15 protein-coding genes are annotated in these 25,967 nt (G+C 75.2%); 4 read left to right on the forward strand and 11 right to left on the reverse strand.

Going from position 1 to position 25,967, the window contains the following annotated elements; translation table 11 throughout:
* Positions 1–31 precede the first annotated feature (31 nt).
* Entirely contained in the window at positions 32–589 is a 558-nt protein-coding gene (locus ACIP5K_RS19060; RefSeq protein ID WP_401410910.1) for a TetR/AcrR family transcriptional regulator, read from the reverse strand.
* A gap of 137 nt (positions 590–726) precedes the next feature.
* On the opposite strand from ACIP5K_RS19060, the gene ACIP5K_RS19065 reads away from it, so the two are divergent.
* The gene (locus tag ACIP5K_RS19065; RefSeq protein WP_401410912.1) at positions 727–1,755 is read left to right on the forward strand and encodes an NADP-dependent oxidoreductase; all 1,029 of its coding nucleotides are present in this window, start codon (positions 727–729) and stop codon (positions 1,753–1,755) included.
* A gap of 68 nt (positions 1,756–1,823) precedes the next feature.
* On the forward strand, positions 1,824–2,342 hold the full coding sequence (locus ACIP5K_RS19070) for a cupin domain-containing protein (RefSeq protein ID WP_401410913.1): 519 nt from the start codon (positions 1,824–1,826) through the stop codon (positions 2,340–2,342).
* Positions 2,343–2,423: 81 nt separating this feature from the next.
* Here the strand turns inward: ACIP5K_RS19070 and ACIP5K_RS19075 are convergent, their stop codons facing one another.
* A complete protein-coding gene (locus tag ACIP5K_RS19075; RefSeq protein ID WP_401410915.1) occupies positions 2,424–3,473 on the reverse strand; it encodes an aldo/keto reductase in 1,050 nt (349 codons plus the stop codon).
* A 133-nt stretch (positions 3,474–3,606) separates the two neighbouring features.
* Here ACIP5K_RS19075 and ACIP5K_RS19080 point away from each other — a divergent pair, with 133 nt between their 5' ends.
* Positions 3,607–4,158, forward strand: a complete 552-nt coding sequence (locus ACIP5K_RS19080) for a TetR/AcrR family transcriptional regulator (RefSeq protein ID WP_401410917.1) — start codon at positions 3,607–3,609, stop codon at positions 4,156–4,158.
* An 87-nt stretch (positions 4,159–4,245) separates the two neighbouring features.
* Here the strand turns inward: ACIP5K_RS19080 and ACIP5K_RS19085 are convergent, their stop codons facing one another.
* The 9 genes from ACIP5K_RS19085 to ACIP5K_RS19125 form a co-directional block, all read right to left on the reverse strand.
* A complete protein-coding gene (locus tag ACIP5K_RS19085) occupies positions 4,246–6,624 on the reverse strand; it encodes a discoidin domain-containing protein (protein WP_401410919.1) in 2,379 nt (792 codons plus the stop codon).
* Between the two features lie 206 nt (positions 6,625–6,830).
* Complete coding sequence (locus ACIP5K_RS19090; protein WP_401411357.1) at positions 6,831–8,744, reverse strand: N,N-dimethylformamidase beta subunit family domain-containing protein; 1,914 nt, start codon at positions 8,742–8,744, stop codon at positions 6,831–6,833.
* Between the two features lie 29 nt (positions 8,745–8,773).
* Complete coding sequence (locus ACIP5K_RS19095; protein ID WP_401410920.1) at positions 8,774–10,204, reverse strand: condensation domain-containing protein; 1,431 nt, start codon at positions 10,202–10,204, stop codon at positions 8,774–8,776.
* Complete coding sequence (locus ACIP5K_RS19100) at positions 10,201–10,467, reverse strand: acyl carrier protein (RefSeq protein ID WP_401410922.1); 267 nt, start codon at positions 10,465–10,467, stop codon at positions 10,201–10,203. Before ACIP5K_RS19100 ends, ACIP5K_RS19095 begins: the two co-directional genes overlap by 4 nt.
* Positions 10,464–10,688 (reverse strand): MbtH family protein, encoded by a 225-nt coding sequence (locus ACIP5K_RS19105; RefSeq protein ID WP_401410923.1) that lies wholly within the window; start codon positions 10,686–10,688, stop codon positions 10,464–10,466. The genes ACIP5K_RS19100 and ACIP5K_RS19105 overlap by 4 nt, the downstream gene beginning before the upstream one ends.
* Positions 10,685–13,732, reverse strand: a complete 3,048-nt coding sequence (locus ACIP5K_RS19110; RefSeq protein WP_401410925.1) for an amino acid adenylation domain-containing protein — start codon at positions 13,730–13,732, stop codon at positions 10,685–10,687. The genes ACIP5K_RS19105 and ACIP5K_RS19110 overlap by 4 nt, the downstream gene beginning before the upstream one ends.
* Positions 13,729–15,222: an AMP-binding protein gene (locus ACIP5K_RS19115; RefSeq protein WP_401410926.1), complete on the reverse strand. Its 1,494-nt coding sequence runs from the start codon at positions 15,220–15,222 to the stop codon at positions 13,729–13,731. The genes ACIP5K_RS19110 and ACIP5K_RS19115 overlap by 4 nt, the downstream gene beginning before the upstream one ends.
* Positions 15,219–20,816 carry an amino acid adenylation domain-containing protein gene (locus ACIP5K_RS19120; protein WP_401410928.1) on the reverse strand — a complete coding sequence of 1,866 codons (5,598 nt, stop codon included), beginning with the start codon at positions 20,814–20,816 and terminating at the stop codon, positions 15,219–15,221. Before ACIP5K_RS19120 ends, ACIP5K_RS19115 begins: the two co-directional genes overlap by 4 nt.
* Entirely contained in the window at positions 20,813–24,091 is a 3,279-nt protein-coding gene (locus ACIP5K_RS19125) for an amino acid adenylation domain-containing protein (protein WP_401410930.1), read from the reverse strand. The genes ACIP5K_RS19120 and ACIP5K_RS19125 overlap by 4 nt, the downstream gene beginning before the upstream one ends.
* A 758-nt stretch (positions 24,092–24,849) precedes the next feature.
* On the opposite strand from ACIP5K_RS19125, the gene ACIP5K_RS19130 reads away from it, so the two are divergent.
* Positions 24,850–25,950: a LacI family DNA-binding transcriptional regulator gene (locus tag ACIP5K_RS19130; protein ID WP_401410931.1), complete on the forward strand. Its 1,101-nt coding sequence runs from the start codon at positions 24,850–24,852 to the stop codon at positions 25,948–25,950.
* Positions 25,951–25,967 lie beyond the last annotated feature (17 nt).

A 25,967-nucleotide genomic window follows, 5' to 3' on the forward strand; every position in this document is an offset into this window, starting at 1 on the left:
CGCCGGCGCCGCCCGCACCCGTCCTCGCGACTCAGGCACTGCTCCCGCTCGTCAGGATCGCGTCCGTGACCACCTCATAGAGGCGCGCCGACCGGGGTGCGAGGGCGGGCTGGTCGCCGAGCCAGGCGAGGGCCGCCACGAGGGCGAACAGGTCGGTGCCGTCGATGTCGCCGCGCGCCGCGCCGACGGCCTGCGCGCGGGTGAGGAGTCGCGCGCCCGCCGCACGCAGCGTGACGCACGAGGCGTGCAGCGCGGACTCGGGATCCTCGATGGCCGCCGCCATCAGTTCGGTCACACCGCGGTACGTCGTGGTCCACGCGACACAGGCGTGCAGCCAGGAGGCCAGAGCGTCCTGCGGGGAACCGGACGTCTCCAGCGCGGCCGCCTTCGCCGTCAGCTCGTCGAAGCTCGTGCGGAGCAGGGCGTCGAGCAGCGCGTCGCGCGTGGGGAAGTGGCGCAGCAGTGTGGCCAGGCCCATGTCGGCCCTGCGCGCGATGTCGCGCAGCGACGCCTCCGCGCCCTGTTCGGCGACGACGGTGCCCGCGACGGAGAGCAGGTGATCACGATTCTTCTTGGCGTCGGCCCGCATCTGCCCCTCTTGGCTCCCCGGAATCGACGTCGCGCTTGACGTTCCGGATCGGTGGTCCATATATTCGGATCAGTGGTCCGGATAAACGGATCGCTGATCCACCGATCGTACCCGTCCGCAAGGATCAGGAGAGAACGATGCCGACGCACGCGACGCCGACGAGGACGATGAACGCGATCCGGCTGCATGAGCACGGCGGCCCCGAGGTGCTGCGCCTGGAGGAGGTGCCCGTGCCCGAGCCGGGACCGGGCGAGGTCCTCGTCCGCGTGCACGCCGTGGGGCTCAACCCTCCCGACTGGTACGCGCGGGAGGGGATGCCCGACGTGCCGCCCGAGTTCAAACCGTCCTTCCGGCTCCCCCTGATCCCCGGCACCGACGCCTCGGGAGTCGTGGCGGCCGTCGCCTCCGACGTTCGTGACCTCGCGGTCGGTGACGAGGTGTTCGGCCTGCTGCGCTTCCCCGCGTCACTGCAAGGCGGCGCGTACGCCGAGTACGTCACCGCACCCGTGTCCGACCTCGCCCGCAAGCCGGCCGCGGTGGACCACGTGCACGCGGCGGCGCTGCCCATGTCCGGACTGACGGCGTGGCAGTTCCTGATCGAGGTCGGGCACGACCACCCGTCGCCGTTCCAGGAGGCCCCGCACCGCCCGATGCCGCTCGGCGACGGGACCACCGTGCTCGTCAACGGCGCCGCGGGCGGCGTCGGGCACCTCGCCCTGCAACTGGCCAAGTGGCGGGGCGCCCACGTCATCGGCGTGGCCTCCGGCGCCCACGCGTCGTTCCTGAGCGAGCTCGGCGCCGATCGGTTCATCGACTACACCAAGGACCGCCCCGAGGACGTCGTCCGCGACGTCGATCTCGTCCTCGACGCCGTGGGCGGGCCCAGGAGCAGGCGATTCCTGCGCACGGTCAAGCGCGGAGGATCCCTCTACCCGGTGTACTTCGGCGAGTTCGACGACGAGGAGAACGAGAAGCTGGGCGTCACCGTCACGGGCACCCAGGTCCGATCGAACGGCACTCAACTCGCCGAACTGGGGCGCCTCCTGGCCGCGGGCACGATCCGGGTCGCCATCGACAGCACCTTCCCCCTCGCGGACGCGGCGGCGGCGCACGAACGGGCCGCCCGAGGACACATCCAGGGCAAGATCGTGCTCACGGTCGCCTGAGCAGCCGCCCGCCCGACGGGTGTCCGCAGATGTCGAGACCGCCGGACGACCGGCACAGGGAGAGTGTGATGACCACCGCAGAGCACTGGATCGAAGCCCTCGGCCTGGAGGAGCACGTGGAGGGCGGGTACTTCCGCAGGACGTTCCAGGCCGACCACCGTCCCCGCATCCCCACCCCCGCGGGCGAGCGCTACACCCTCACCTCCATCCACTACCTGCTGACGCGCCGCTCGCCCATCGGCCATTGGCACCTCAACCGGTCGGACATCCTCCACTTCCACCATCACGGCGACCCGATCACCTACCACCTGCTGTACCCCGACGGCGGTCACCGCACGGCCGTCCTCGGCCAGGACCCGGACCAGGGGCAGCACCTCACCCTGGCCGTCCCCGGCGGCGTGTGGAAGGCGTCCCACCTCACGCACGGGGAGCACGGCCTGATCAGCGAAGCCGTCGCCCCCGGGTTCGACTACGCCGACATGACCCTCGCCCGGGCGGACCACCTCCTGCGGGACTTCCCCGACCACGCCGACCTGATCCACCGCTACTGCCGTCCGACGGGCCCCCTTCGGGACCGGCTGCGGTGACGGCCGCGCTCGGTACTCGGGGCGGGGCGGGGCACTCGGGGACGGCGTCGGAGCCGCCGGGGCGCTGCGCCGGGCGTGGCGTCAGACGTTGGCGTAGCCGGGGATGCCGGCCTTGATGCGCTCCAGCTCCGCCGGGTCGGAGACGCCCTGGAAGTCGTGGCGGGGGGTGTAGGGCAGTTCAAGGCGGCGGGCCTCGTCGTCGGTGAGGTCCAGGTCGAGGGAGGCTACCGCGTCGTCGATCTGGCCGATGGTGCGGGCGCCGACGAGGGGCGCCGCGACGACGGGGTTGCGGCGCAGCCAGGCGAGGGCGACCTGGGCGCGGGAGACGCCGTGGGCTTCGGCGAGGGCGCCGACCTCGTCGATGATCAGCCGGTCGCTGTCGGCGTTCGCCTTGTACAGCAGGTCGGCGTAGCCGCCGTCGGTGGCCGCGCGGGTGCCGGAGTTCGCCTCGTCGAAGGGGCGGGCGAGGCGGCCGCGGGCGAGCGGGCTCCAGACCATGGTGGCGACGCCCTCGTCGGCGCACAGCGGCAGCATTTCGCGCTCCTCCTCGCGGGCCAGCAGGTTGTAGTGGTCCTGCATGGTCACGAAGCGGGCCCAGCCGTTACGCTCCTGGAGGTGCAGCGCCTTGGCGAACTGCCAGGCGTGCATCGAGGACGCGCCGAGATAGCGGGCCTTCCCGGCCCTCACCACGTCGTGCAGCGCCTCCAGGGTCTCCTCCAGAGGGGTGTCGGTGTCGAGGCGGTGGATCATGTAGACGTCGACGTGGTCGGTGCCGAGACGGCGCAGACTGGCGTCGATCTCGGACATGATCGCCTTGCGCGACAGGCCGCCGCCGTTCGGGTGCCCGGGGCGCATGTCGTGGCGCACTTTGGTGGTGATGACGACGTCGTCGCGGTTCGCGTAGTCCTTCAGGGCCCGGCCGAGGATCTCCTCCGACGAGCCGTACGAGTACATGTTCGCCGTGTCGAAGAAGTTGATGCCCGCGTCCAGCGCGTGCTTGATCAGCGGGCGGCTGGACGCCTCGTCCAGCGACCAGACCGGGTGGCCGCGGCCGGGCTCGCCGTAGGTCATGGCGCCGACGGCGACCGGGGACACGTCCAGGCCGGTGCGGCCCAGTTTGATGTAGCGCACGAGAGGGCTCCTACAATGGGGGACAGGGCAACCGGAGAGGTCTCCGGCTGACCTCTCGAAGGTAACGGAGAACTCTCCGCATAGCAATCGGAGGCAGACCTCCGCAGCCCCCGCACCGACAGGAGGAGGACGTATGCCCGAGCTCGCGCGGCAGCGCGCCGACGCACTCAAGAACCGGGATCTGATCCTCCGGGTCGCCCACGACGCGCTCGCCGAGTCGCCCGACGTCTCGCTGAACGCGATCGCCAAGCGCGCGGGCATCGGCCCCGGCACCCTCTACCGGCACTTCCCCACCCGCGAGGCGCTGCTCCTCGAGGTCCACCAGCAGGGCATCGACCGGCTCACCGGATCCGTGGCCGACGTCCTCGCCGCCCATCCGCCGCTGGAGGCGCTGCGCAGCTGGTTCATGACCCTGACGGGCTACGTGCGCATCAAGCACGGCCTGGGCGAGGCGCTGCACTCCGCCGCCGCCCAGCAGGTCATCAGCGCCTCCTGGCCCCCCGTCACCGCCGCCGTCCAGCGCCTCCTCGACGCCTGCGCCGAGGCCGGGGAGGTACGCCCCGACATCGACCCCGTCGACGTCATCATGCTGCTCAGCTGCCTGTGGCGGACCCCGGACAGCCCCGAGGGTGCGGCCCGGGCCGACCGCCTGCTGGACCTCGCGATCGACGGCTTCCGTCCGTGAGTGCGGCGGTGGCGCCCGGGCGTCGGGCCCCGGGCGTCACCGCCGGCCGTGGTGCGTGCGATCCGGCCGGAGCCGGTGCGGGAGGAATCAGCCGGTGTAGGCCTCCAGTTCGGAGAGCTGACCGGCCGGCCAGCCGGTGTTGCCGGTGACGGTGACGCGCAGGTAGCGGGTCTGGGTGCCGGGCAGGGTGACGGTCGCGGTGTTGCCGCTCGCGGGATTGAAGGTGTAGCCCGCGGAGGACTTCAGGGTGGTGAAGGTGCTGTTGTCGGTGCTGCCCTGCACGGTGAGCGTCTGGGTGCGGGTGGCCCAGGCGTCGGCCGGGGGCAGCTTGAGCACGAGGCGCTTGACGGCCTTGGCGGCCCCGAGGTCGACGGTCAGCGACTGCGGGAAGGCGTTGTTGGCGCTCTCCCAGTAGGAGCCGGTGTTGCCGTCCACGGCGTTGCCGGCCCGGTAGACGTCGACGCTGCTGCTCGCGGTGGCCGGGCGGCCCTTGGCGAGGTTCACGGACGGGTCGTCGGTGGGCGGCTCGGTCGGCGGGGTCGTGGGCGGAGTCGTCGGGGGTGTGGTGGGCGGCTGGGTGCCGCCGCCGGGCACGCCGTTGTTGGTCCACTGCGGGGCGGGCCAGTTGCCGGTGCAGGCGGGCGGGTCGGCGTACCAGCCGCTGTTGCCGGCGCCGCGGGTGATCTGGAAGCCGGCCCCGACGCAGTTGTGGATCGGGTTCGACTGGGCGATGTTCGTGGCGGTGACGTTCGTGAAGGTCGCGGTGCCCGGCGCCTGGATCTGGAGCGCGTAGGTGCCCGCGCCGTCGATCCGGACGTTGGTGAAGCGCAGGCCGCGGGTCGCGCCCTCGATGTTCATGATGGCGGCGTAGGAGCTGTCGAGGATCTCGCTGTCGCGGATGTCGATGTCCGCGTCGAGGCTCTCGTTGAGGCCGCTGAACCAGATGGCGCCGACGCCGAACTGCCAGTTGTAGTCGTTGTTCCCGGCCCGGATGAGGGTGTTGCGGGCGGCGGTGATGGTGCCGGAGACCTGGGTGCCGCGGCCGGAGTTGACGCCGGGGTAGCGGTTGGCGATGTGCAGGCCGCCGCCGTTGGTGACGGTGTCCGACATGACGTTGTCGGACAGGGTGATGTCCTTGCCGCCGTAGGTGACGATGTTGTTCGCCAGGATCGGCAGGACGACGGTGTTGAAGGTGAACTTGTTCTTCACGTTGGCCGTGTTCTCGGCCCACATCGCCAGTCCGTCGTCACCGGTGTTGCGCACGAAGGTGTTGGTGACGGTGGAGTTGGTGACACCCATGTGGAAGTTCACACCGTCGGCGGTCTGGTCCAGGATGCGGCTGTTCTTGATGGTGAAGTTGTCCATGGGGCCGTCCATCCAGGCCCCGCACTTGGTGTGCTGCATCCACACGTTGTCGACCGTGGAGTTCGACAGGGCGCCGCCGATGGCGTTGACCTGGTCGTCGTCGACGCGCTCACGGATGTCACCGATGATCGCGAAGTCCTTCAGGACGACGTTCTTGCTGCCGCCCTGGGCCGCGTACTTGCCGTAGACGCCGACGGCCTTGGACCGGTCGGAGGGGTCGCGGCCGGTCAGGACGGAGTACCAGGGGCCCGCCCCGGCCACGGTGACCTGGTCCACGACGATGTGGTCGCGGACGTCGAAGGTGCCCTGCGGGATGTAGACGGTCCGGTTCTGCGCCTGGCCCGCCGCGACCGCCGCCCGGATCTTCGCGGTCGAGTCCGTGGCGCCGGTCGGGTCGGCGCCGAAGTCGCTCACCACGTCGATCGCCCCGGACGGCTTGCCGATCGGGGCGCCCACCTGCTCGAAGTCCGCCAGGTCGATGGTGAACGTCGGCGACTGACTCACCGAGGAGACCTGGAGGCGGACCTTCGTGCCGGCCGGCAGCGTGGAGCCCAGCAGGGTCCGGCTCTCGTCGTAGAAGTGGTGCGGGTTGGTGTCGCCCGGGTTGTTGTTGAACGGGTAACCGCCGTAGTACCAGCCGTACTTCGAGGTGACGGGCACGCTCTTGAGCTGGTTGCCGTTGACCTTGACGTCCAGGGCGGCGTCCCGGCCGGTGCCTGCGGCGTTGTCGGGCAGCGAGTAGCGGAACGTCATCGCGTTCGCCGGCGCGGTCAGCGTGAACTCGACGTACTCGCCCACCGCGTCGAGCGTCACGGCCTGCCGCCCCGACGCCTCGGACGGCAGCTTCCCGTAGAGCCGGTCCGGACCGATCAGCGTGCCGTTGGTGGCCGCGTACTCGGCTTCCTGCTCCTTGAAGGGGACCGTCGCCCCACGGCCCGCGATGCCGACCGGGGAAGGGGCGGGGACCCCGGCCGCGACGGCGCTGGGCGCCGTCAGGGCCACGGCCACGACTGTGCCGGCGGCCGCGAGGGTCAGGGACAGCGAGGCGGACAGCGCGCGGCGCAGGGATCTGCGTCTGGGCGCAGGGGGCGGTGGGGTCATGGGGTGTCCTTCGGGCGGCTCGGCAGTGGGGGTCGCGAGCAGGCTAGGAGTGGCCGACGCAGAAAGTCCATGAGCGTGCGCAAGAATTTGAGATTCCCCCGCAAAAAATGGATCACCGTGGAGATCGCGGGAGCCGGACGGGGGGAGGGCGTTCTCCGCCGGGCAGGGGAGCGGCGGCGGGAGCGGGCCGCGCGCCTCCGCCCCCGTCAGCCGGTCGGCGGGACGGTCCGGCGAGGACCGCCCGGGACCGCCCCGGGCACGTGCACCGTCAGCCGCCCGTCGTCGGACACCGCGAACAACCGGCCGGCGTACGAGGTCAGCGCGGTGACGGCCGGGAAGGCGCCGACGGGCCGGAACGCCCTGTCGGTGGTGACCGGGGGACGTGCGAGCAGGCCGTCGGGGCCCGCCGCGTACAGCCGGGCGTCGAGCACCGTGACGCAGGCCGCCTTGCCGGCGCGGCCCAGCACCGTCCAGGGCCCGTTCGGGTCGCCGGCCGGACACCGGTGGAGAGTGTCGTCGTGGCCCGTCACCGCGAAGAGGGTGTTGTCGCACACGGCCAGCGCCGACGTCCCGGCCGGGACCCGGCCGATCGGCGCCCACGGCGCGGCCCCCGCCGTCGGTTCCCGGGTGAGCAGCCGGTCGTCGTCGTCCACGGCGAGCAGCGCCAGCGGCACCGCACCGGATGCCTCGCGCGGCGCCGCGAGACACCGCAGCACCGGGCGCGGACCGGGCGCGTCGGGGCAGGGGGTCCAGGGCAGGTTCTGGTCGGACGGCTCGCGCCGGAGCAGCGTCGAGCCGTCCGCGCCGACGGCGAACAGCAGGCCCTCGCACGCGGCCAGTGCCCGCAGGCCCACGGCCGGCCCGGCGCTGTGCCAGCCGGGCCCCGGTGCGACGCCCGAGAGACGGTCCAGGACATTGCGGGTGACCCGGTCCACGAGCGGATCGCCCAGCGCACGGCCCCAGTTGATGGTGGCCGCGTTGAACACGGTCCCCGCCCCGGAGGAGAACACCCCGAGCGTGGCCCAGCCGCCCTGGCCGTAGTCCCGCCAGTGCCGCAGGTCGGCCGTCGCGAGCACGGCGAAGGACCGCGGGGTGCCGTCCCGTCCGCTCGGCCGCGGCACCCCCGCCGACCAGTCCAGCTCGCAGGCGTCCGTCTCGTACCCGAGCGCACCGCGCGCGAAGGAGTCGCCGTCGCGCAGCCCGGTGCCCTCGAACACCCAGTGGTCGGCGAAGCGCACCGTGTACGCCTCGCGTCCCATGATCCGCATCCCCTCCCCCCAGGCGCCCGCCCCGGCCCGGAAGCTGACCCCCGTCATCCGGTTCTCGGGCCGGTCGACGGGAGCGCTCGACCACTCGACGGTGGTCAGCCGGGGATCGAGGGCGGCCATCGGGTCGGCGGTCGCGTCCCGGTGGCACACCATCGTCGTGCCGCCGTCCTCCAGACGGATCTGCCACCACGAGGTGTTCCCGGCGAAGACCGCCAGATTGCCGCCCCGGCGCACGAAGGACTCCACGGTGTCGCGCATGCCCGCGGACCAGTACTCGTCGTGCCCGTTGACCACCAGCAGCCGGTACGCGGACAGCAGTTCGTCCCCGCCGTGCAGGTCGAGCGCGGAGCAGACGTCGGCCCGGTACCCCGCCCGGGGCAGCCAGCGCAGCAGCGGCTCCTCCCACCGCTCGGGAGGCGGCCCGCCCCCGGGATCGGTGAACCGCACCCGGGCCGCCCGCCGGGGCTGCTCCGCGTAATAGATGCTGCGCCCGGCCTGGCCCGCGCGGTGGTAGGCCCGCCAGGTCGGAAACGGTACGGAGACGAGGATCCCGGAGTCCGCGCCGGGCCGCGCGGCCCGCACCGCGAACCACACCTCGTGCTCCGCGTCCCGTTCGGGCGCCGGCTCCTCGGGACGGTCGTCGTGGAAAGCGGCCCGGTACAGCGAACTGGGCCAGGCGGCGGGGACGTCCAGCGTCCAGCGGGTGCCGCCCACCGGCGCCCGGAGCACATCCCGCCCGGCGACGACGTCGGTGACCACGACGTGTCCGCGCAGCGGGCCGCCGTCCCCGGCCGCCACCGTGAACCGGAGCGTGCCGCCCTGCGCGCACGAGGTGGCGCCCGCGGCCGCCAGGGGGCGGGGGACGCGTGCGCCGCGCCCGGTCACCGTGCCGCTCCCCGGGCGGCGAGCAGCCCGGCCAGCTCGTCCACGCGCGGCGGGGAACCGGACGCGGACGCCACGACGACGTCCTCGACGGCGCGCAGGTGCGCCTGGATGGCGTCGGGCGGCAGATAGGCGGTGTCGGCGGTCAGCGTGACCGTGAGGGTGCGGTCGTCGCCCGTCACGTGCAGGCAGTACCGGCAGGCGACCCGGTCCTGCGTGGCCGGGAAGTCGACCACGGTGTGCCGGCCCAGCGCGGCGAGCGCGTCGGCTCCCGGCGCGCGTGCGGCGGGAGCGGGCCGCTCCGCCAGGCGCATGTCGTTGAAGCAGCAGTAGGGATGGACGTCGGCGCCGCGCTCCCGGCTCAACCGGGCCAGCAGGGCGTCCCAGGCCGCGGGGTCGTAGGCGGCCGCCCGGTACCCGGCGAGCGCCGCGGGCCAGGCCAGGTCGAGCAGGTCGGTGAAGTCGGCGTCCGGGCCCGCGTCGCACACCGGCAGCACGAACAGGGCGTCCTGCGACAAGGTGCTGAGGAGCGTGCGGTGGTCGGGCCCGGCCCGGTTCCCGGCGATCGGCATGACGGCGGCGACCCGGTGCCCCTGCCCCGCCGCCACCAGGGCGGCCGCCGCCGTCAGCAGCACGGTCGAGCCGCTGACCCGGCGGTCGGCGGCGAGCGCGTCGACGGCGGGCGGCAGCGCGCGGGAGACGAGCCGTCCCGTCCAGAACCGCGGAGCGCGCGGCACGGCCGCCGGGGTCGGGAACATGGTGGGCGGGGCGAGCCGCAGCCCGTGCTCCCAGTGCGCCAGCGCGGCCCGGCCCGCGCGCAGCCCGGCCGGCGAGCGCTGGTGCGCGGCGAGCGCGGACGGCGTCGTGGCCGGAGCGGACCCCGCGGAGCCGCGGCGGACCAGCAACCGCAGGTCCCGTACGAGGAGTTCGGCCCCGTGGCCGTCGGCGGCCAGGTGGCACACGGCCAGCACCACATGCGTGATCCGCTGCCCCTGCCGTACGGCGCCCACGCGCAGCGGCCACTCCCCGGCGTAGTCGAACCGGCTGGACAGGAGCGCGTCCTGAAGGGCCGCCGCCGCCCGCTCCGCGTCCTCGGCGTCGGTCGCGTCGCGCACGGTCACGTCCAGGGCGCCCGCCGCGTGCACCTGCTGACGCGGGCCGTCCTCGTGCCCGGTCGTCACCCGGGTGCGCAGCGCCTCGTGGCGCACCAGCAGGGAGCGGAGCGCCTCGGCCAGGCGCGGCCCGGTGACCGGCGCACCGCGGTCGGCGAGCGGCAGGACGCGGCCGATGTTGAAGTAGTGGTCGTTGGGCGCGGTGCGTCCGATGGCGTGCCAGATGGCCCGCTGCCCCCAGGTCAGCGGGCTCGTGCCCGAGCGGTCGGCCGCGAAGGCGACGGTGAGGACCGAGTCCCGGGCCGTGGCGGGGGTCACGGCGTCCCCCGCGTCGCCAACTCCCGCACGTGCGCGACGAGTCCGGGAAGGCCCTCGGTGTGCAGGGCCCGGTCGCCGAGGTCGATCAGGACGCCGTACTCGCTCTCCAGACCGTCCGCGAGCCGCAGCAGGGCCAGCGAGGTGACGCCCAGCGCGGCCAGCGGTTCCGTCGAGCCGGCGATCTCCTCGGCGCTGACCCGGCCGTCCGTGGCCCGTGCGACGAGTTCGGCGAGCCGGGCGACGTCCGGCGCGTGCGCGCTCACCGGGTGCCGCCGTGCGGGGCGGCCGGGCCCTCGGCCAGCCGGCGGCGCACGCTCAGCGGCCGGATGTCCGGCCACACCGCGTCGACGTGCGCGGCGCATTCGTCCTCGGTCCCGCGGAAGCCCTCCTCGCGCCAGCCGGCGGGCAGCGGCGCGCCCTCGGGCCACAGCGCGTGCTGCTCCTCGTCGTTGACGGCCACGAGATAGCGGTCGGGTCGGCTCATGCTCTCTGCTCCTTGCGCAGCGCGGTGACGGCGGCACTGACGCCGTGCACGGTCGGGGTGTCGAAGAAGACGTCCAGCGGGACGTCCACGCCGAGGGTCCGGTGGATCCGGGCGGCGATGGCGGTGATCGTCAGGGAGTGCCCGCCGAGGTCGAACAGGTCCTCGTCGGGGCGTAGGTCGTCCAGCTCGAGCACCTCGCGCCAGATGTCCAGGACCGCCCGCGTGACGGCGTCCTGCCCGGTGTCCCCGCCGCTGTCCCCGGCGGCGGCGTCGACGCGCGGCAGGACGGGCTCGGGCAGGGCCGCCCGGTCCAGCTTGCCGTTCGGGGTCAGCGGGAAGGCGTCGAGCGCGGTGCAGGTGGCGGGGAGCGCCGCCGCGGGGAGGGCGGCGGCCAGATGGGCGCGCAGGTCGGCGGCGCAGGGGGCGGCGGGTCCCGAGGGGACGACGTAGGCGGCGAGCCACTGCCGGCCCGGCTCGCCGCGGACGGTCACCACGGCCCGCGCGACGCCGGGATGGGACGCCAGCCGGGTCTCGATCTCGCCCAGTTCGATGCGGTGCCCGCGCAGCTTGATCTGCGTGTCGTCGCGGCCGATGTGGACCAGGCTCCCGTCGGGGAGCCGGCGCACCACGTCGCCGGTGCGGTAGAGGCGGCCGCCGGGCGGGCCGAACGGGTCGGGCACGAACCGCCGGGCGGTCAGGCCGGGCCGGTGGACGTATCCGTGGGCCACGCCGGTGCCGCCGAGGACGAGTTCCCCCGGCAGGCCGTCCGGCACGAGCCGCATCCCGGCGTCGACCACGTACGCCCGGGTGTTCGCCAGCGGCCGCCCGATCCGGACGGGGCCGTCGGCGGCCCGGACGGGTTCGGCCAGCGTGGACCACACCGTCGTCTCCGTGGGGCCGTACACGTTCAGGAGCCGCTCGCTCACCCCGGCCAGCTCGGTGGCGAGGCCGTCGGGCAGGGCCTCGCCGCCGGTGAGCGCCGTCAGGCCGGTCGCGGTATCGGCGAGACCCGCGTCGAGCAGCATCCGCCAGCCGCTCGGGGTGGCCTGGACGTGCGTGACGCCCTGGTTCTCGACGAGGTCGAGCAGGAGCGGTCCGTCGCGGTGCGCCCCTTCGGGCACCAGGACGACGCTGCCTCCGGTGGTCAGGGGGAGCAGCAGTTCGACCACGCAGATGTCGAAGGACAGGGAGGTCAGCGCGAGCCAGCGGTCCGCCGGGGTGGAGCCCAGGTGGTCGCGGAGCGCGCCGAGCACGTTCGCGAGCGCGGCGTGCGGGACCTCCACACCCTTGGGGCGGCCGGTCGATCCCGAGGTGTACAGGACGTAGGCGGCGTCCGACGGCGCGGGCGGCGGCGGCGCGGCGGCGGGGAGGCCGGGGGCGGCGAGGTCGGCCGGCGCCAGCTCGCCGGGACCGGCGGGCAGCGCGGTGACGCACAGGGCCGGCCGGGCGTCGGCGCGCAGGAACTCCAGGCGCTCGGCCGGGTAGTCCGGGTCGAGCGGCAGGTAGGCGGCGCCGCAGGCGAGGACGGCGAGGACCGTGACGAGCTGGTCGGTGCCGCGGGGCAGGGCGATGCCGACGAGGGTGCCGGGACCGGCGCCCCGCGCGTGCAGGACGGCGGCCGCGCGGGCGACCCGGTCGGCGAGTTCGCCGTAGGTCAGGGTGGCGGCGCCGGAGACGACCGCCACGGCGTCGGGGCGGGCGCGGGCCGCCTCGGTGAACAGCTCGGGCACGGTGCGTCGGGCGAGCCCGGGGCGCGGGGCGTCGGTGGCGAGGTGGGCGGCGGTCTCCGCGCCGGTGAGCAGCGGCAGTTCGCCGAGCGGGGTGGCCGGGTCGGCGAGCGCCCCGTCGAGGAGCGTCGTCCAGTGCCCCGCGATGCGCCGCACGGCGTCGGCCGGGAGGACGTCGGAGCGGAACTGGAGGCTCGTGAGGACCTCGCCGCCCGTGTCCACCCACTGCGCGTGCAGCAGATTGCGGGCGGTGCCGCAGAACCCGGTCCAGCGGACGTCCGCGCGGACCTCGGGGCCGAGGTCGGGGCGGCCGTCGTGCGGGCGGCGCCGGTAGCTGACGGAGAGCGGGGTGAGGGCGGTGCGCGGGGTCAGGCCGCGCACGCACCGGCCCAGCGGCACGTCCCGGTGGGCGTAGAGCGCGCGCAGCGCGCCGCGCACCGACTGGGACCAGGTCGCGAACGGGGTGTGCGGGGCGCAGGCGCTGGCCAGCGGCAGCTCGTTGACCGCGAGGCCCACGGCGACGGGGGCGCCGGGGCGGCGCAGCGACAGCTCGACGGAGGTGACCGGGGCGGGGTCGCCGTACCGGGCGAGGAGGGCGTGCCAGGAAGCGGTGAGCAGTTCGAAGCGGCTGATGCCCAGCCTGCGGGCGACGCTCTCCAGGCGGGCCGCGCGGTCGGCGCCGAGCGCGAAGGCGACCTCGGCGCCGGGCGCGGGCCGCGTGCCCGGACCCGGCACGGTCCCGAGACCGGGCAGCCGCGGGAGGTCGGGCTCCTGCCAGCGCGGAGCCCAGAACGCCTCGGCGGCGGCGACGGCCCGCGGCTCGGGCTCGGCGCGCGGGGGCGTGCCGGCGGGCGCGAACGGCTCGCCCCGGTAGGCGGCGGCGAGATCCGCGACCAGCCGCTCCTTGGACTCCCCGTCGAACGCGAGGTGGTGCACCGTCAGCGACAGGACGTGCCGGGCGGGGGCGAGCGCGACCAGGACGAAGCGGTGCACGGGACCGGCCGCCAGGTCGAAGGGGCGCGACCGCTCCCGCGCCAGGAACGCGTCGAGCGCGTCCTCGGCGCACGCCGCCCGCCGGGGTGTGCCCGCCGGGACGGGACGCGGATCGCCGTCCGGCCCGAACCCGGTGGTGAGCGCCGGGTGATGGGCGGCGACGGCGGCGCAGGCCCGCAGCAGCCGGTCGGCGTCGAGCGGGCCGGCCAGGTCGACGGTCACGGCGAGGTGGTACGCGGCGTCGGCGGCCAGCGCCCGCTCGGTGAGCCACACACCGTGCTGGGCCGGGCTCGGGGCCGTGCTGACGTGGGACGACTGGGTCACGGGTGCACCTCGCGGTGGTCGGGGGTGAGGATGCGGCGCAGGTCGCGCTTGAGGACCTTGCCGGCCTCGTTGCGGGGCAGTGCGGAACAAAAGACGACGGTGTCGGGCAGTTCGTGGGCGGCCAGCCGGTCGAGGAGGAACGCGCGCAGCGCGGCGGCGGTCAGCTCCCCCTCGGCGACGACCGCGGCGGCGACGACGCTGCCGAGTACGGGGTGCGGGACGCCGACGGCCGCCGCGTCCCGCACCTGCGGGTGGGCGTGCAGGGCGTCCTCGACCTGGAGCGTGGACACCTTGTGCGCGCCGGACTTGATGACGTCGCGCTCCCGGTCGAGCAGGTGCAGGAACCCGTCCTCGTCGAGCCGGCCCAGGTCGCCCATCCGCACCCAGCGGCCCGCGAACACCTCGCTGCCGGGGTCGCCCAGGTAGGCGCGGGGCACGGAAGGGCTGCGCAGCCACAGCTCGCCCGGCTCACCGGGCGCCGCCAGGCGGCCGTCCGGCGTGGTGACCCGGAGGTCGGCGAGCGAGGCGGGGCGCCCCGGGGAGGCCGGCCGGTCCGGGTCGAACAGCAGGGTGATCTGGGCGGGCGCCGCCTCCGTGGAGGTGTAGTAGTTGACGACCTGCGCGCGGGCGAAGGCCCGGGCCAGGCCCGCGGCGACCGGCTGCGGCAGCGCGGCGGCCGTCGAACCGACCAGCCGCACCCCGTCCAGGGCGCCCGCCGCCCCGGCGGCGGCGAGGGCGGGGGAGCCGAGGAGTTCGATGGCCATGGCGGGGACGACGAAGACGCTGCCCACCCGGTGCTCGGTGAGGAGCCGCAGGAAGCGGGACGGCGTGAAGTGGGGTGCGGTGACGCAGGCCGCGTGCGCGTTCACCGCGTTGACCAGCATGGTCTGGCCGGCGTTGGTGCCGACCGGGAAGGCGTGCAGGAACGCCTCGGAGTGGCGCAGCGGGCGGCGGCGGTCGTCCAGTGTGCAGCCGTGCGTCAGATTGGCGTGGCGGGCGACGACGCCCTTGGGGGCGCCCGTCGTGCCGGACGTGTAGAGGATCTGGGCGAGGTCGCCGGGCGCCGGGGCGGGCGGACCGGCCGGTGCGGTGTGCCCGGCGGCCTCCCGCTCGGTCAGCACGGTGACCCCGGCGGGTGCGGCCGGACCGTCGGCGCCGCGCAGCAGGAAGCGGACCCCGGCGTCGCGCAGGACGTGGTCGACGGCGGCCGGCGCCGCGCGGTCGGACAGCGGCACCGCCACCCCGCCGGCACGGAGCACGGCGAAGAACGCCACGGCGTACTCGGTCCAGTGGGCCGTGCCGTGGTGCAGGGCCACCCGGTCGCCCGGCCGCAGCCCCGCACCGTGCAGCGCGGCGGCGAGGGCACCCGAACGGGCCTGCCAGGAAGCGAAGTCGAGCCGCTCCGCGCCCGTGATCAGCGCGGTGCGCTCCCCGTGGGCGAGGGCCCGCCGCTCCAGCAGCTCCGGCAGCGTACGAGGGGCGGGGTTCACGGCCGGCCCCCGTCCGCGCGGCGGGCGGCGGCGAGACGGGCGCGCTCGCGCAGCCCCACCAGGTCGTCCGGCTCCGCGTCGGGCACGTCCCGGTCGAAGCGGGCGAGGACCGGCAGCCGCAGCCCGAGCGCGACCAGGCCCAGCATCGCGCAGCCGAACAGCACGTACATCAGGGCGATACCGCGGCCGGGCCCGGTGCCGATGAGCGGCCCGAAGACCGGGGCCAGCGCGCCGCCCGGCTCCATCGACGGGCCGAAGAGCTTCGAGCCGAGCGGGGCGATGACGCCGTGCCCGAGCGGCAGCGTCGACCAGGCGACCAGCGTGTTCAGGGCGAAGACGCGGCCGTGGAAGCGCTGCGGCACCTTCACCTGGACGATCGCCGCGTAGACGCCGTTGACCAGGGACAGCGCGAAGGACATGCCGAACGCGCCGGCCGCGATCACCCACAGGCTCTGGTGCAGTCCCGTGACCGCCCCGGCCAGCGCGAGGAGCGAGGCGAGGGCGAGCATGCCGCGCAGCCGGTGGCGCCGGGGCCCGCCCCAGAACCCCATGAGGATCCCGCCGACGATGGCTCCGGCGCCGCCCGCCACGGCGACCCGCGCCACGCCCTGGAGGTCGTCGAAGGCCAGCACCAGGGGCGTGACCAGCAGGAACAGCGGTGACAGGAACACGTTCAGGCCGGCGAACCACAGGAGCATGGCGCGGAAGCCGCGGTTGCGCCAGGTGTGCCCGAAGCCGTGCCGGATCTCGGCGACCAGCGACTCGCGCCGGGTCCACGGCAGACTGCGCGGGAAGCGGACCAGGAGGAGGACGCCGAGGGCGAGGGCGTAGCTGGCCACGTCGATGACGAGGATGCCGCTCAGGCCGATCGCCGCCATCAGCGCCACGGCCGCGAGCGGCACCACGAACTGGGCGGTGCCGAAGGCGAGTTGGACGATGCCGTTGGCGTGCCCGAGATACCGCTTGGGGACGAGCTGCGGCACGGCGGAGGCGTAGGCGAGCCGCTGGAAGGTCAGCGCGACGGAGAGGACGCCCAGCAGGACGTACACCTCCCAGGAATGGAGGCGGTCGGTGAGCAGCAGCGTCAGCAGGCCCGCCTGGGTCGCGCAGGCGGCGGCGTCTCCGGCGAGCAGCATCCGGCGCCGGTCGAAGCGGTCGACGAGGGCTCCGGCGACGGGCCCGACGAGGATGCCGGGCACCATCGCCACGACGGCGTAGAGCGCGTACCGGGTCAGGGAACCGGTGTGGACGAGGATCCACAGCGGCAGCGCGAACTCGGTGAGCGCGGAGCCGGTGATCGACACCAGCTGCCCGCCCGCCACCGCCAGGAACCGGCGCATGCTCGGCTCCGGGGCGGCGCGCCCGCGGCCCCGCGGACGGCGGGCCGGGGACGGTCCCGTCTCCTCGGGGGCCTGTACGGGCGTCAGCGGCCCGGCGCCGGGATCGGCGCCGGCGTCCGGGGGCGCGAGCGCCGGGCCGGTGTCGCCGTGCAGCCACCAGGAGGCCGTCGGGTCGGCGGCCGGGAGGTCGTCGGCGCGCCCCGCGACGAGGGCCGGGTGCACGCGGGTCACGATGTCGGCGACCTCGGCGGCCCGGTACTTGAGGAAGAAGTGTCCGCCCTGGTCGAGCACGGTCACGGCCGAGCGCTCCGCGAGGAGCAGCCACTCGCGGTACCGCTCCTGGTAGAAGTCGGCGGCCGGGTCGCGGTCGCCGACGACGGAGACGAGCGGGGCACGCAGCCGCGGCGCGCCCGCCGACGACTCGGCGAGGGCCCGGGTGAACCAGTCCTCGGCGGCCCTGGTGTCCGCGCGCATGTTGCCGATGATGAACGCGGCCTGCTCCGGGTCGAGGTCGGCGGTGCTCACCCCGAGCCCGGTGAGCCAGTTGACGTAGGCCCGGTCTCCCACCAGCGCGTCCAGGGAGGCGAGGCGGCTGAGGGTGGTCAGCACCCGGCCGCGGGGCCGCGCGAAGGGGAACTGGGCGCCGGTGTACACGGCCTCCAGCGGGACGGCGGCGGCCTCCAGGCGGCGGGCGACGCACACGGCGAGCGCGGACCCGACGGCGCAGTGCCCGTACAGCACGACCGGCCCGGCGATCCGCTCCTCGATCTCGGCGGCCAGCCGTCGGGCCAGTTCGTCGAAGGGGACGTGCTCCTCGGTCAGGCCGACGTCGTGGCCGGGGAAGGCGAGGGCCCACAGTTCGACGTCGTCGGGCAGGGCGTCGGCGAGCGGCTGGTAGACGACGGCGCTGCCGCCGCCGTAGGGGACGCAGACGTAGGCGCGGACGCGGCGGCCCGCGGGCACCGCGGGGGTGAGGCGGTGCAGGAGAGGACGGTCGGCAGCGGCGGCGGTGTCCTCGGCGAGGGCCGCGAGGTCGCGGACCGTGCGATGGGTGAACAGGTCCATGACGCTGACCGGCCGGGCGCCCGCCTCGGTCAGCCGGGTCCTGGCGCGGGCGACGACCTGCGTCGCGAGCAGTGAGTGCCCGCCGAGCTCGAAGAAGTCCTCGTCGGCGCCGACCTCGCCGAGGCCGAGCACCTCGCCCCAGACGGCGGCGAGGATCCGCTCGGCGGGGGTGGCGGGCCTTGCGGTGTCCGCCGCGCGGGTGACCTGCGGGGCGGGCAGGGCGCGGCGGTCCAGCTTGCCGTTGGGCGTGAGGGGGAGGGCGGGGAGCGCGGCGAACGCGGCCGGCACCTGGTGCTCCGGCAGTGTCCGCTTGAGGGCCGCGCGCAGCCGGGCCGGGTCGGGCACCTCGGCGCCGGCGGCCGGGACGACGTAGCCGACGAGGCGCCGGTCGCCGGGCCGGTCCTCGCGCAGGACGACCGCCGCGTCCGCGACACCGTCCAGGGCGCGCAGCGCGGTCTCGGTCTCGCCGGGCTCGATGCGCAGTCCGCGCAGTTTGATCTGCTGGTCGATGCGGCCCAGGTGTTCGAGTGTGCCGTCGGGCCTGCGCCGGGCCAGGTCGCCGGTGCGGTAGAGGCGCGAGCCGGGCGGGCCGAACGGGTCGGGGACGAACCGGGCCGCGGTCAGTCCGGGGCGGCGGTGGTAGCCGACGGCGACGGGCCTGCCGCCGATGTGGAGTTCGCCCGGCGCGCCGGGCGGCACCGGACGCAGCGCCTGATCGAGCACGTACAGACGGGTGTTGTCGATCGGCAGCCCGATCGGCACGGTCGTCAGCGGCCCCTCGCACTCCCACGCGGAGACGTCCACGGCGGCCTCGGTCGGCCCGTACAGGTTGGCGAGCGCGCAGTGCGGCAGGCGGCGGCGCAGCTCGCGGGCGGCGCCCGGGGTGAGGGACTCGCCGCTGCTGATGACGCGGCGCAGCGAGGTGCAGCGCTCGATGCCGTCCTCGGTGAGGAACGCGGTCAGCATGGCGGGGACGAAGTGGGCGACGGTGACGCCCGCGTCGGCGACGAGGTCGCGCAGGTAGCCGCTGTCCTTCTGGCCGCCGGGCCTGGCGAGGACGATGCGGGCGCCGGTCGTCAGCGGCCAGAAGAACTCCCACACCGACACGTCGAACCCGATGGGGGTCTTCTGGAGGACGGCGTCGTCGGCGCCGATCCGGTAGGCGTCCTGCATCCACTGGATGCGGTGGGCGATGGCGGCATGGGTGTTGGGGACGCCCTTGGGGCGGCCCGTGGAGCCCGAGGTGTAGATCAGGTAGGCGGTGTCGTCGGGTGCGGGCGGCACGGGCCGGGTGCGGGTGCGGGCGGGTTCCGCGGGGTCGTCGAGGAGGACGACGTGGGCGGTGCAGCCGTCGGGGACGGCCAGCCCGCGCTGGGTGAGCAGGACGGTGGCGCCGCTGTCGGCCAGGAGGAAGGCGGTGCGTTCGGCGGGGTAGCCCGGGTCGAGGGGGACGTAACCGGCTCCGGTGCGCAGGACCGCGAGGAGCCCGGCGACGAGTTCGGGCGAGCGCTCCGCGCTGACCGCGACCAGGCTGCCGGGGCCGACGCCCTCGGCGGTCAGGCGGGCGGCGATCCGGTCGGCGAGGGCGTCGAGGCGGCGGTAGGTGAGCGCGGGCCGCCCCTCCGTGCTGACGGCGGTCGCGTCCGGGGTGCGGGCGATCTGTTCCGCGACGAGCGCCGTCAGGGTGGTGGGCGGCCGGTCGACGGTCCGGCCCTGGAAGCGCAGCGTCTCGACGTCGCGTTCTCCGGCGGTCGGTTCGGCCAAGGAGGACAGCGGGATGTGCGGGGTGTCGGCGGCGGCGTGCAGGAGCCGGCCGAGGTGGCCGGCGAGGAGGGCGACGTCCTCCTCGGCGAAGAGGTCGGTGTTGTAGTTGAAGGAGCCGCGCAGCCCGTCCGGCCATTCCTGGAGGAAGAGCTCGATGTCGAACCGCGTGCCGCTGGCGCGCACCCCGAAGGGCTCCACGGTGAGCGGCAGCCGGGCCGGCGTGTCGCGCTGGGTGGCGTAGTTCTGCACGGCGAGGACGGCCTGGAACACCGGCGGCCGGGCGACGTCCCTGGGGACCTTCAGCTCGTTGACGAGCTGGGCGAACGGCAGGTCCTGGTGGGCGTGGGCGTCGAGGCACACGTCGCGGGTGCGGCGCAGCAGCTCGGCGAAGGTGGGGTCGCCGTGCAGGCGCGCGGGGAACGGCAGCACGTTGACGAACATGCCGACCAGCGGCTCCAGTTCGGGCTCCGGACGGCCCGCGACGGGCGAGCCGACGGCGAAGTCGCGGCGGCCGCTGTAGCGGGCGAGCAGGACGTGGAACGCCGCCATGAGCACCATGTGCACCGTCGCGTCGTGCTGTCGCCCGAGGGCGGCCAGCCGGTCGAGGAGGGCCCGGTCCACCCCGAAGGCGTATCCGGCGCCGTCGAAGGTCTGGCGCGGGGGGCGCGGCCGGGAGAAGGCGAGCTCCAGCGGCTCGGTCCCGGCCAGTTCGCGGGCCCAGTGCGCGACCTCGGCGGCGAGCCGGTCGCCGCTGAGCCTCTCGCGCTGCCACAGGGCGAAGTCGCCGTAGCTGACGGCCAGTTCGGGCAGCGGGTCGCCGTCTCCGGCGACCCGTGCGGCGTAGCCGCGCAGGATCTCGCCGAGCAGGACCTCGCTGGACCAGCCGTCGCCGACGCTGTGGTGCACGACGAGGACGAGTACGTGGTCGTCGGCCGCGAGCGTGATGAGCTGCGCCCGCAGCAGCGGCCCGTGCTCCAGGTCGAACGGCTCGGCGGCCGCCCGGTCCACGAGGTGTTCGGCCGCGGCCTCGTCGGCGGCGGTGCGGCGGGTCAGCGCGACCGGGGCGGGCGGGTCGATGACGAGCACCGGACGCCCGTCGTCGGTGGCGGGGTAGCGGGACCGCAGCGTCTCGTGCCGCGCGACGCTGGCGTCCAGGGCGGCGCCGAGGGCGCTCACGTCGAGGGCGCCGCGCAGCCGGCGCACCACCGGGATGTTGTAGGCGGCGGTGCCGGGGGCGAACTGCTCCATGAACCAGAGCCGTTCCTGCGCGAACGACAGCGGCACGGGGGTGCCGGGGGCGCGGCGCGGCACGGTGGTGGTGCGCGCGGTGGAGCGGGCCGCGAGCCTGCGGCGCAGCAGTTCCTGCTTGGTGGCCGACAGGCGCGGCGGGGGCGGGTCCGTGGGGACGGTGGTGTCGGCGCTCATGCGGGGGTGCCGTGTCCTTCCGTTGCGTCCTGGTCGGCGAGGAGCCGGGCCGCCGCCGTCTCCGACAGCGCGTCGATCTCCTCGGCCAGGGCGTTCTCGACGGCCTGGGCGAAGGCCGCGACGGTGCGGTGGGTGAACAGGGTGCGCAGCGGGACGGCGAGGTCGACGGCGGCGCGGACGCGGGCCACCACCCGGGTGGCGAGCAGCGAGTGGCCGCCCAGGTCGAAGAAGTCGTCGTGCGCTCCGACGGGCCCCGTGCCGAGGACCTCCCGCCAGACGTCCGCGACGAGTTCCTCGGCGTCGGTGCGCGGGGCGACGTACGCACGCCGCGACGCGGGGGCGCCGGGGTCGGGCAGCGCCGACCGGTCGACCTTGCCGTGCGCGGTGAGGGGCAGCCGGTCGAGGACCACGACCGGGTGCGGGACCAGGTGCGCGGGGAGGACCGCCGACAGGGCGGCGCGCACGTCGTCCGGGTGCGGGGCGGGCCGGTCCGGCGCCGCGGCGACGTGGGCCACGAGCCGGTCGCCGCGCGCGCCCACCACGGCCTCGCCGACGCCGGGCAGGGCGCGCAGCGCGGACTCCACCTCGCCGGGCTCGACCCGGAAGCCGCGCACCTTGACCTGCTGGTCGATGCGGCCGAGGAACTCCAGCTGCCCGTCGGGGCGGCTGCGCACCAGGTCCCCGGTGCGGTAGCGGCGTGCTCCTGGCGGGCCGTCGGGGTCGGGGACGAAGGAGCGCGCGGTCCGTCCGGGCCGCCCGAGGTAGCCGGCGGTGACGCCGGGCCCGCCGATGACGAGTTCGCCCGGGGTGCCCGGCGGCACCGCACCGCCGTGGGGGTCGAGGACGGCGACGGTCGTGCCGCCGATGGGCCGGCCGATCGGCGGCCGGTCCGCGCTCCCGGTGCCGGTGAGCGTGGCCGTGGTGGCGATGACCGTCGTCTCGGTCGGTCCGTAGGAGTTCACCAGCCGCACCCCGTCGCCGAAGCGGGCCCGCCAGGCGTCGACCCGCGCGCCGAGCACCTGGTCGCCGCCCAGGATCACGAGTCGCAGCGCGGCGGGCCAGGGCGTCGTGTCGAGGTCGGCGACGAGCTGGTGCCAGTACGGCGTGGACAGGTCGAGGACGGTGATGCCCGCCGCGTACGGCTCGGCGAGCTGATCGGGCAGCGCGGTGCCGGCGGGGGCGGTCACGAGGACGGCGCCCGCGGCCAGGGCCGGGAAGATCTCCTCGGCGCTGGTGTCGAACGACAGCGAGGCGCTGTGCAGGACACGGTCCGCCGGTCCGAGGCCGTAGCCGCCGGTCATCCAGGCGACCCGGGCCGCGAGATTGCGCTGGGTCACCAGGACGCCCTTGGGCGTTCCGGTGGAGCCGGACGTGTAGATCACGTAGGCCGGGTCGTCGGGCGAGGCGCCGACCGCCTCGGGCCCGTCGGGCTCGTCGGTCTCGGAGCGGTCGGCCGGGGCCTCGGCCTCCGGGGCGGCGGCCACGACGGGAACCTGTGTGACGACGCCGGGCGGGGCCGTGCCGTCGGGGGTGACGACCAGGACGGCTCCGCTGTCGCGCACCATGAAGTCGATCCGCCGGGCGGGGTACTCCGGGTCGATCGGCACGTAACCGGCGCCGAGACGCCAGATCGCCAGCATCGCCACGACGGCCAGCGGCCCCCGGGGCACACAGAGGCCGACGAGGTCGCCGCGGCCCGCGCCGCACGCTGCCAGCCGGGCGGCCAACGCGCGTGCGCTGTCCCGCAGTTGGCGGCGGGTGAACGAGGCGTCGGGCCCGACCAGCGCCAGGGCGTCCGGGGCCTCGGCCGCCCTCCGGTCGACCGCCTCCGCGACGGTCGTCGCGAACGCGTCGAGCGCCGGTCCGGCGGCCCCTGCGTCCAGCGCCGCCCGCTCGTCGGCGGCCAGGACCGGCAGCAGGTGGACCGGTGTGTCGGGCGCCGCGATCGCGGCGCGCAGCAGCAGTTCGAAGCGGGCGGCGAGTCGGCCGAGCTGCTCGCCGGTCAACAGGTCGGCCCGGCGGCCGAACACGGCGTGCAGGTCATCGCCCTCGGGCCGGATGTCCAGGGTGAGTTCGAACTTCGCCGCCGTGTGCCCGCCGTCGCCCTCCTCGCAGACCAGGTCGGCGAACGGGTGGGAGCCGAGCGTGCCCCCGCCCTGCGTGTGCACCGTCAAGAGTGTCTGGAAGACGGGGGTGCGGCTCGTGTCGCGCTCGGTGCCCAGATCCTCGGTGAGCCGTTCGAAAGGGACGCGGCCGTGCGTCAGGGCGCGCATCCAGTCGCCGCGGATCCGGCGCAGTGTCGCGTCGAAGGTGGGCGCCCCGCCGAAGTCGGCGCGCAGCACCAGGGTAGAGGAGAAGTAGCCGACCGTGCGCTCGCTGTCGACGGTCGTACGAGCCGCGGTGGGCACGCCCACGCAGAAGTCGTCCTGTCCGGTGCAGCGGTGCAGGAGAGCCTGGTATCCGGCGGCGAGCACCATGAACGGCGTCATGCGGCGGGCCCGCGCGAACGCCTCCACGGCCGGGGCGAGCCCGCGCAGGATCCGGGTGTGGTAGGCGCCCTCGCTGCCCGGTTCGGCGGGCCGTTCCCGATCGAGCGGCAGGCGCAACGCCGGGGCTCCGGCCAGCTGTTGACGCCAGTGGTCGAGGGCGGCGGCGGCCTCGGGGCCGTCCAGCCAGTCCCGTTCGGCGGCGGCGTGCGCCAGGTAGGACGGCGGCTCGGGCACCTGGGACGGGCGGCCCGCGCGATGGGCGGCGTACTCCTCGGCCAGTTCGGCCCGCAGCAGGCCAAGGCTCCAGCCGTCGGCCACGATGTGGTGGAGCACGAGACAGAAGGTGTGGGCTTCCTCCCCGGTGCGCAGGAGGGCGGCCCGTACGAGGGGCCCTCGCGCGAGGTCGAAGCTCCTGTTGGTCACCGCGGCGACCTCCGCCGCGACGGCGTCGGCCGGTGCGCCCCGCAGGTCCCGCTCGTCCCACACCGCGGGCGCCTCGGGACGGACGACGACGTGGGGGCGGCCGTCGACGGACGGGAAGCGGCAGCGCAGCGCCTCGTGCCGGGCGACCACCGCGTCCAGGGCGGCCCGCAGCGACGCCGCCGCGAGCGGACCCCTCAGGCCGAGCACCAGAGGGATGTTGTACGCGGGGTCGCCGGGCGCGAACTGGTCGAGGAACCACAGCCGTTCCTGTCCGACGGAGAGAGCGGCACCCGCACCCGCGTCACCGGGCTCCTCGGGCTCCGCGCCCGCCGCCGGAACCTCCGACAGATCGGTTCTGTACATGACACTCCTGGCGACGGGCCGCTGGGACCGGAACATGGCTGGAACTGTGCGTAGGTCGCGGCTGCACGCATCGCGAGAGGGCGGGGGCGCCGGTGCCGGTGAGGAAGGCGGCGCGGTGTCGCAGATGTTAGAGAGGCGGCACGCGGTGGGTCAATGGTCTGGACCAGAGTGACTGTCCGGATCGGGCTGCCGACAGCCCCCCTGCCTGCGCCGACACGCCTTTCGGAGTGGTCGGCGTACCGGAGGAACTCCGTTCGCGTGGCGGCGAATTGGGCCCGCCCGCGCGCCCGGCCGCCGCGCGCGGACGGCCCGTCGGGGGTGGCCGCGCCTCCGGCGCCGAGGTCACGCGCGGGGGAGGGGCGAAGGACCGGACTGAGGTGTGCACGGCCGGATCACGCGTCTCCGGGGCTGCTGTGCGCGCGGGGGTGTCGGAAAGTGTCCGGAGGTGCCGAGCAGGGGGTGGGGCGGCGGCGATTCCCTCCGGGGCCGGTCGAGGAGCTCGGGCCTCTCGGCGGCGGCGCCGGGGTGTGGGGCGGGGTCCACCTCGCACGTTCCGCCTCGCGCGTTCCATCTGGCGCGTTCCATCTGGCGCGGAGGTGGCGCCAATGTGGCGTGAATCCGGTGGCGAAAAAGTTCTGGCACGACTCTTGACGCGCGCTCCGGCGAGGATCAGAGTGCCATTAATGCGCATTACTAATACGCATTAACGAAGAGGTCGCCCCCGTACCGACTCCGGCGGCCCACGTGAAGGAGCGTCGATGACGGATCCCAAGAAGCGCGCCAGGCCGGGGCGGACCCCCGTGCCCGGAGGCCGCACCTCCCGGCCGCGCCAGGCCGAAGTGGCCCGGCTGGCCGGCGTCTCGCAGGCGACCGTCTCACTCGTGCTGGGTGCCAAGAAGGAGGGCGTCGCGATCTCCGAGGAGACCCGGCAGAAGGTCCTCGACGCCGCGAGCAGCCTGGGCTACGTGCCCGACCCGGCCGCCCGCCGACTCGCCGCCGCCCGCAATGACCTGCTCGGCGTCTTCAGCTTCACCGCGACCTTCCCGACGGACGTGCAGCACTCGTACTACCCCTTCCTGGTCGGCGTAGAGCAGGAGGCCGCCGCGCGCGGCTACGACCTGGTGCTGTTCACCGGGTCGAGCTCCGGCGGCGCGGGAGCGGGCGGACCGGACGCGCTGAGCCGGGTCCGGCTGGCCGACGGCTGCCTGTTCCTCGGCCGCCACGCGCCCACCGACGAACTGCGGCGCCTGGTCGGCGACGGCTTCCCCGTCGTGCACGTGGGCCGCAGGGACGAACTGGAGGGGCTGGCCTGGGTCGGCGCCGACTATGTGAGCGCGAGCCACGAGGTCGTCACCCGGCTCGCCGGACTCGGCCACCGGCGCGTCGTGCTGGTCCGCGAGGACGACGAGGCACCGGCCTCGACCGACCGCGAACACGGCTTCCTCAAGGGGCTGGAGCAGGCCGGGCTGCCGGCGGGACCCGAGGCGGTCTTCCGTACGGCGGACCCCGCGGCCCGGCTCACCCCCGCACGGCTGCGGCAGTGGCTGGACGAGGGGGTCACCGCACTGGTCGCCGAGGAGACCGACACCGGCACCGCGTGGCGCGCCCTGCGGGCCGCCGTCCGGGACTCCGGCCTGGAGTGCCCGCGGGACCTGAGCCTGGCCCTGCTCGGCAGCCCGCCGCCCGACCTCGCGGCGGAGCCGGTCCCCACCGGGTTCGACATCCCCCGCCCGCAGCTCGGGGCCGCCGCGGTCCGGCTGCTCGCGGCCCTCGTCGCGGGCGAGGAGGCGACCGAACCCCTGGTGGCCTGCCTCTACCGCCCGGGGGCGACCGCCGGGCCCCCGCCCCCGGGCACCTGATCCGCGGTCCGGGCAGC

Origin of the sequence: Streptomyces sp. NPDC088785 (assembly GCF_044750685.1) — a bacterium.
Lineage (GTDB): Bacteria > Actinomycetota > Actinomycetes > Streptomycetales > Streptomycetaceae > Streptomyces.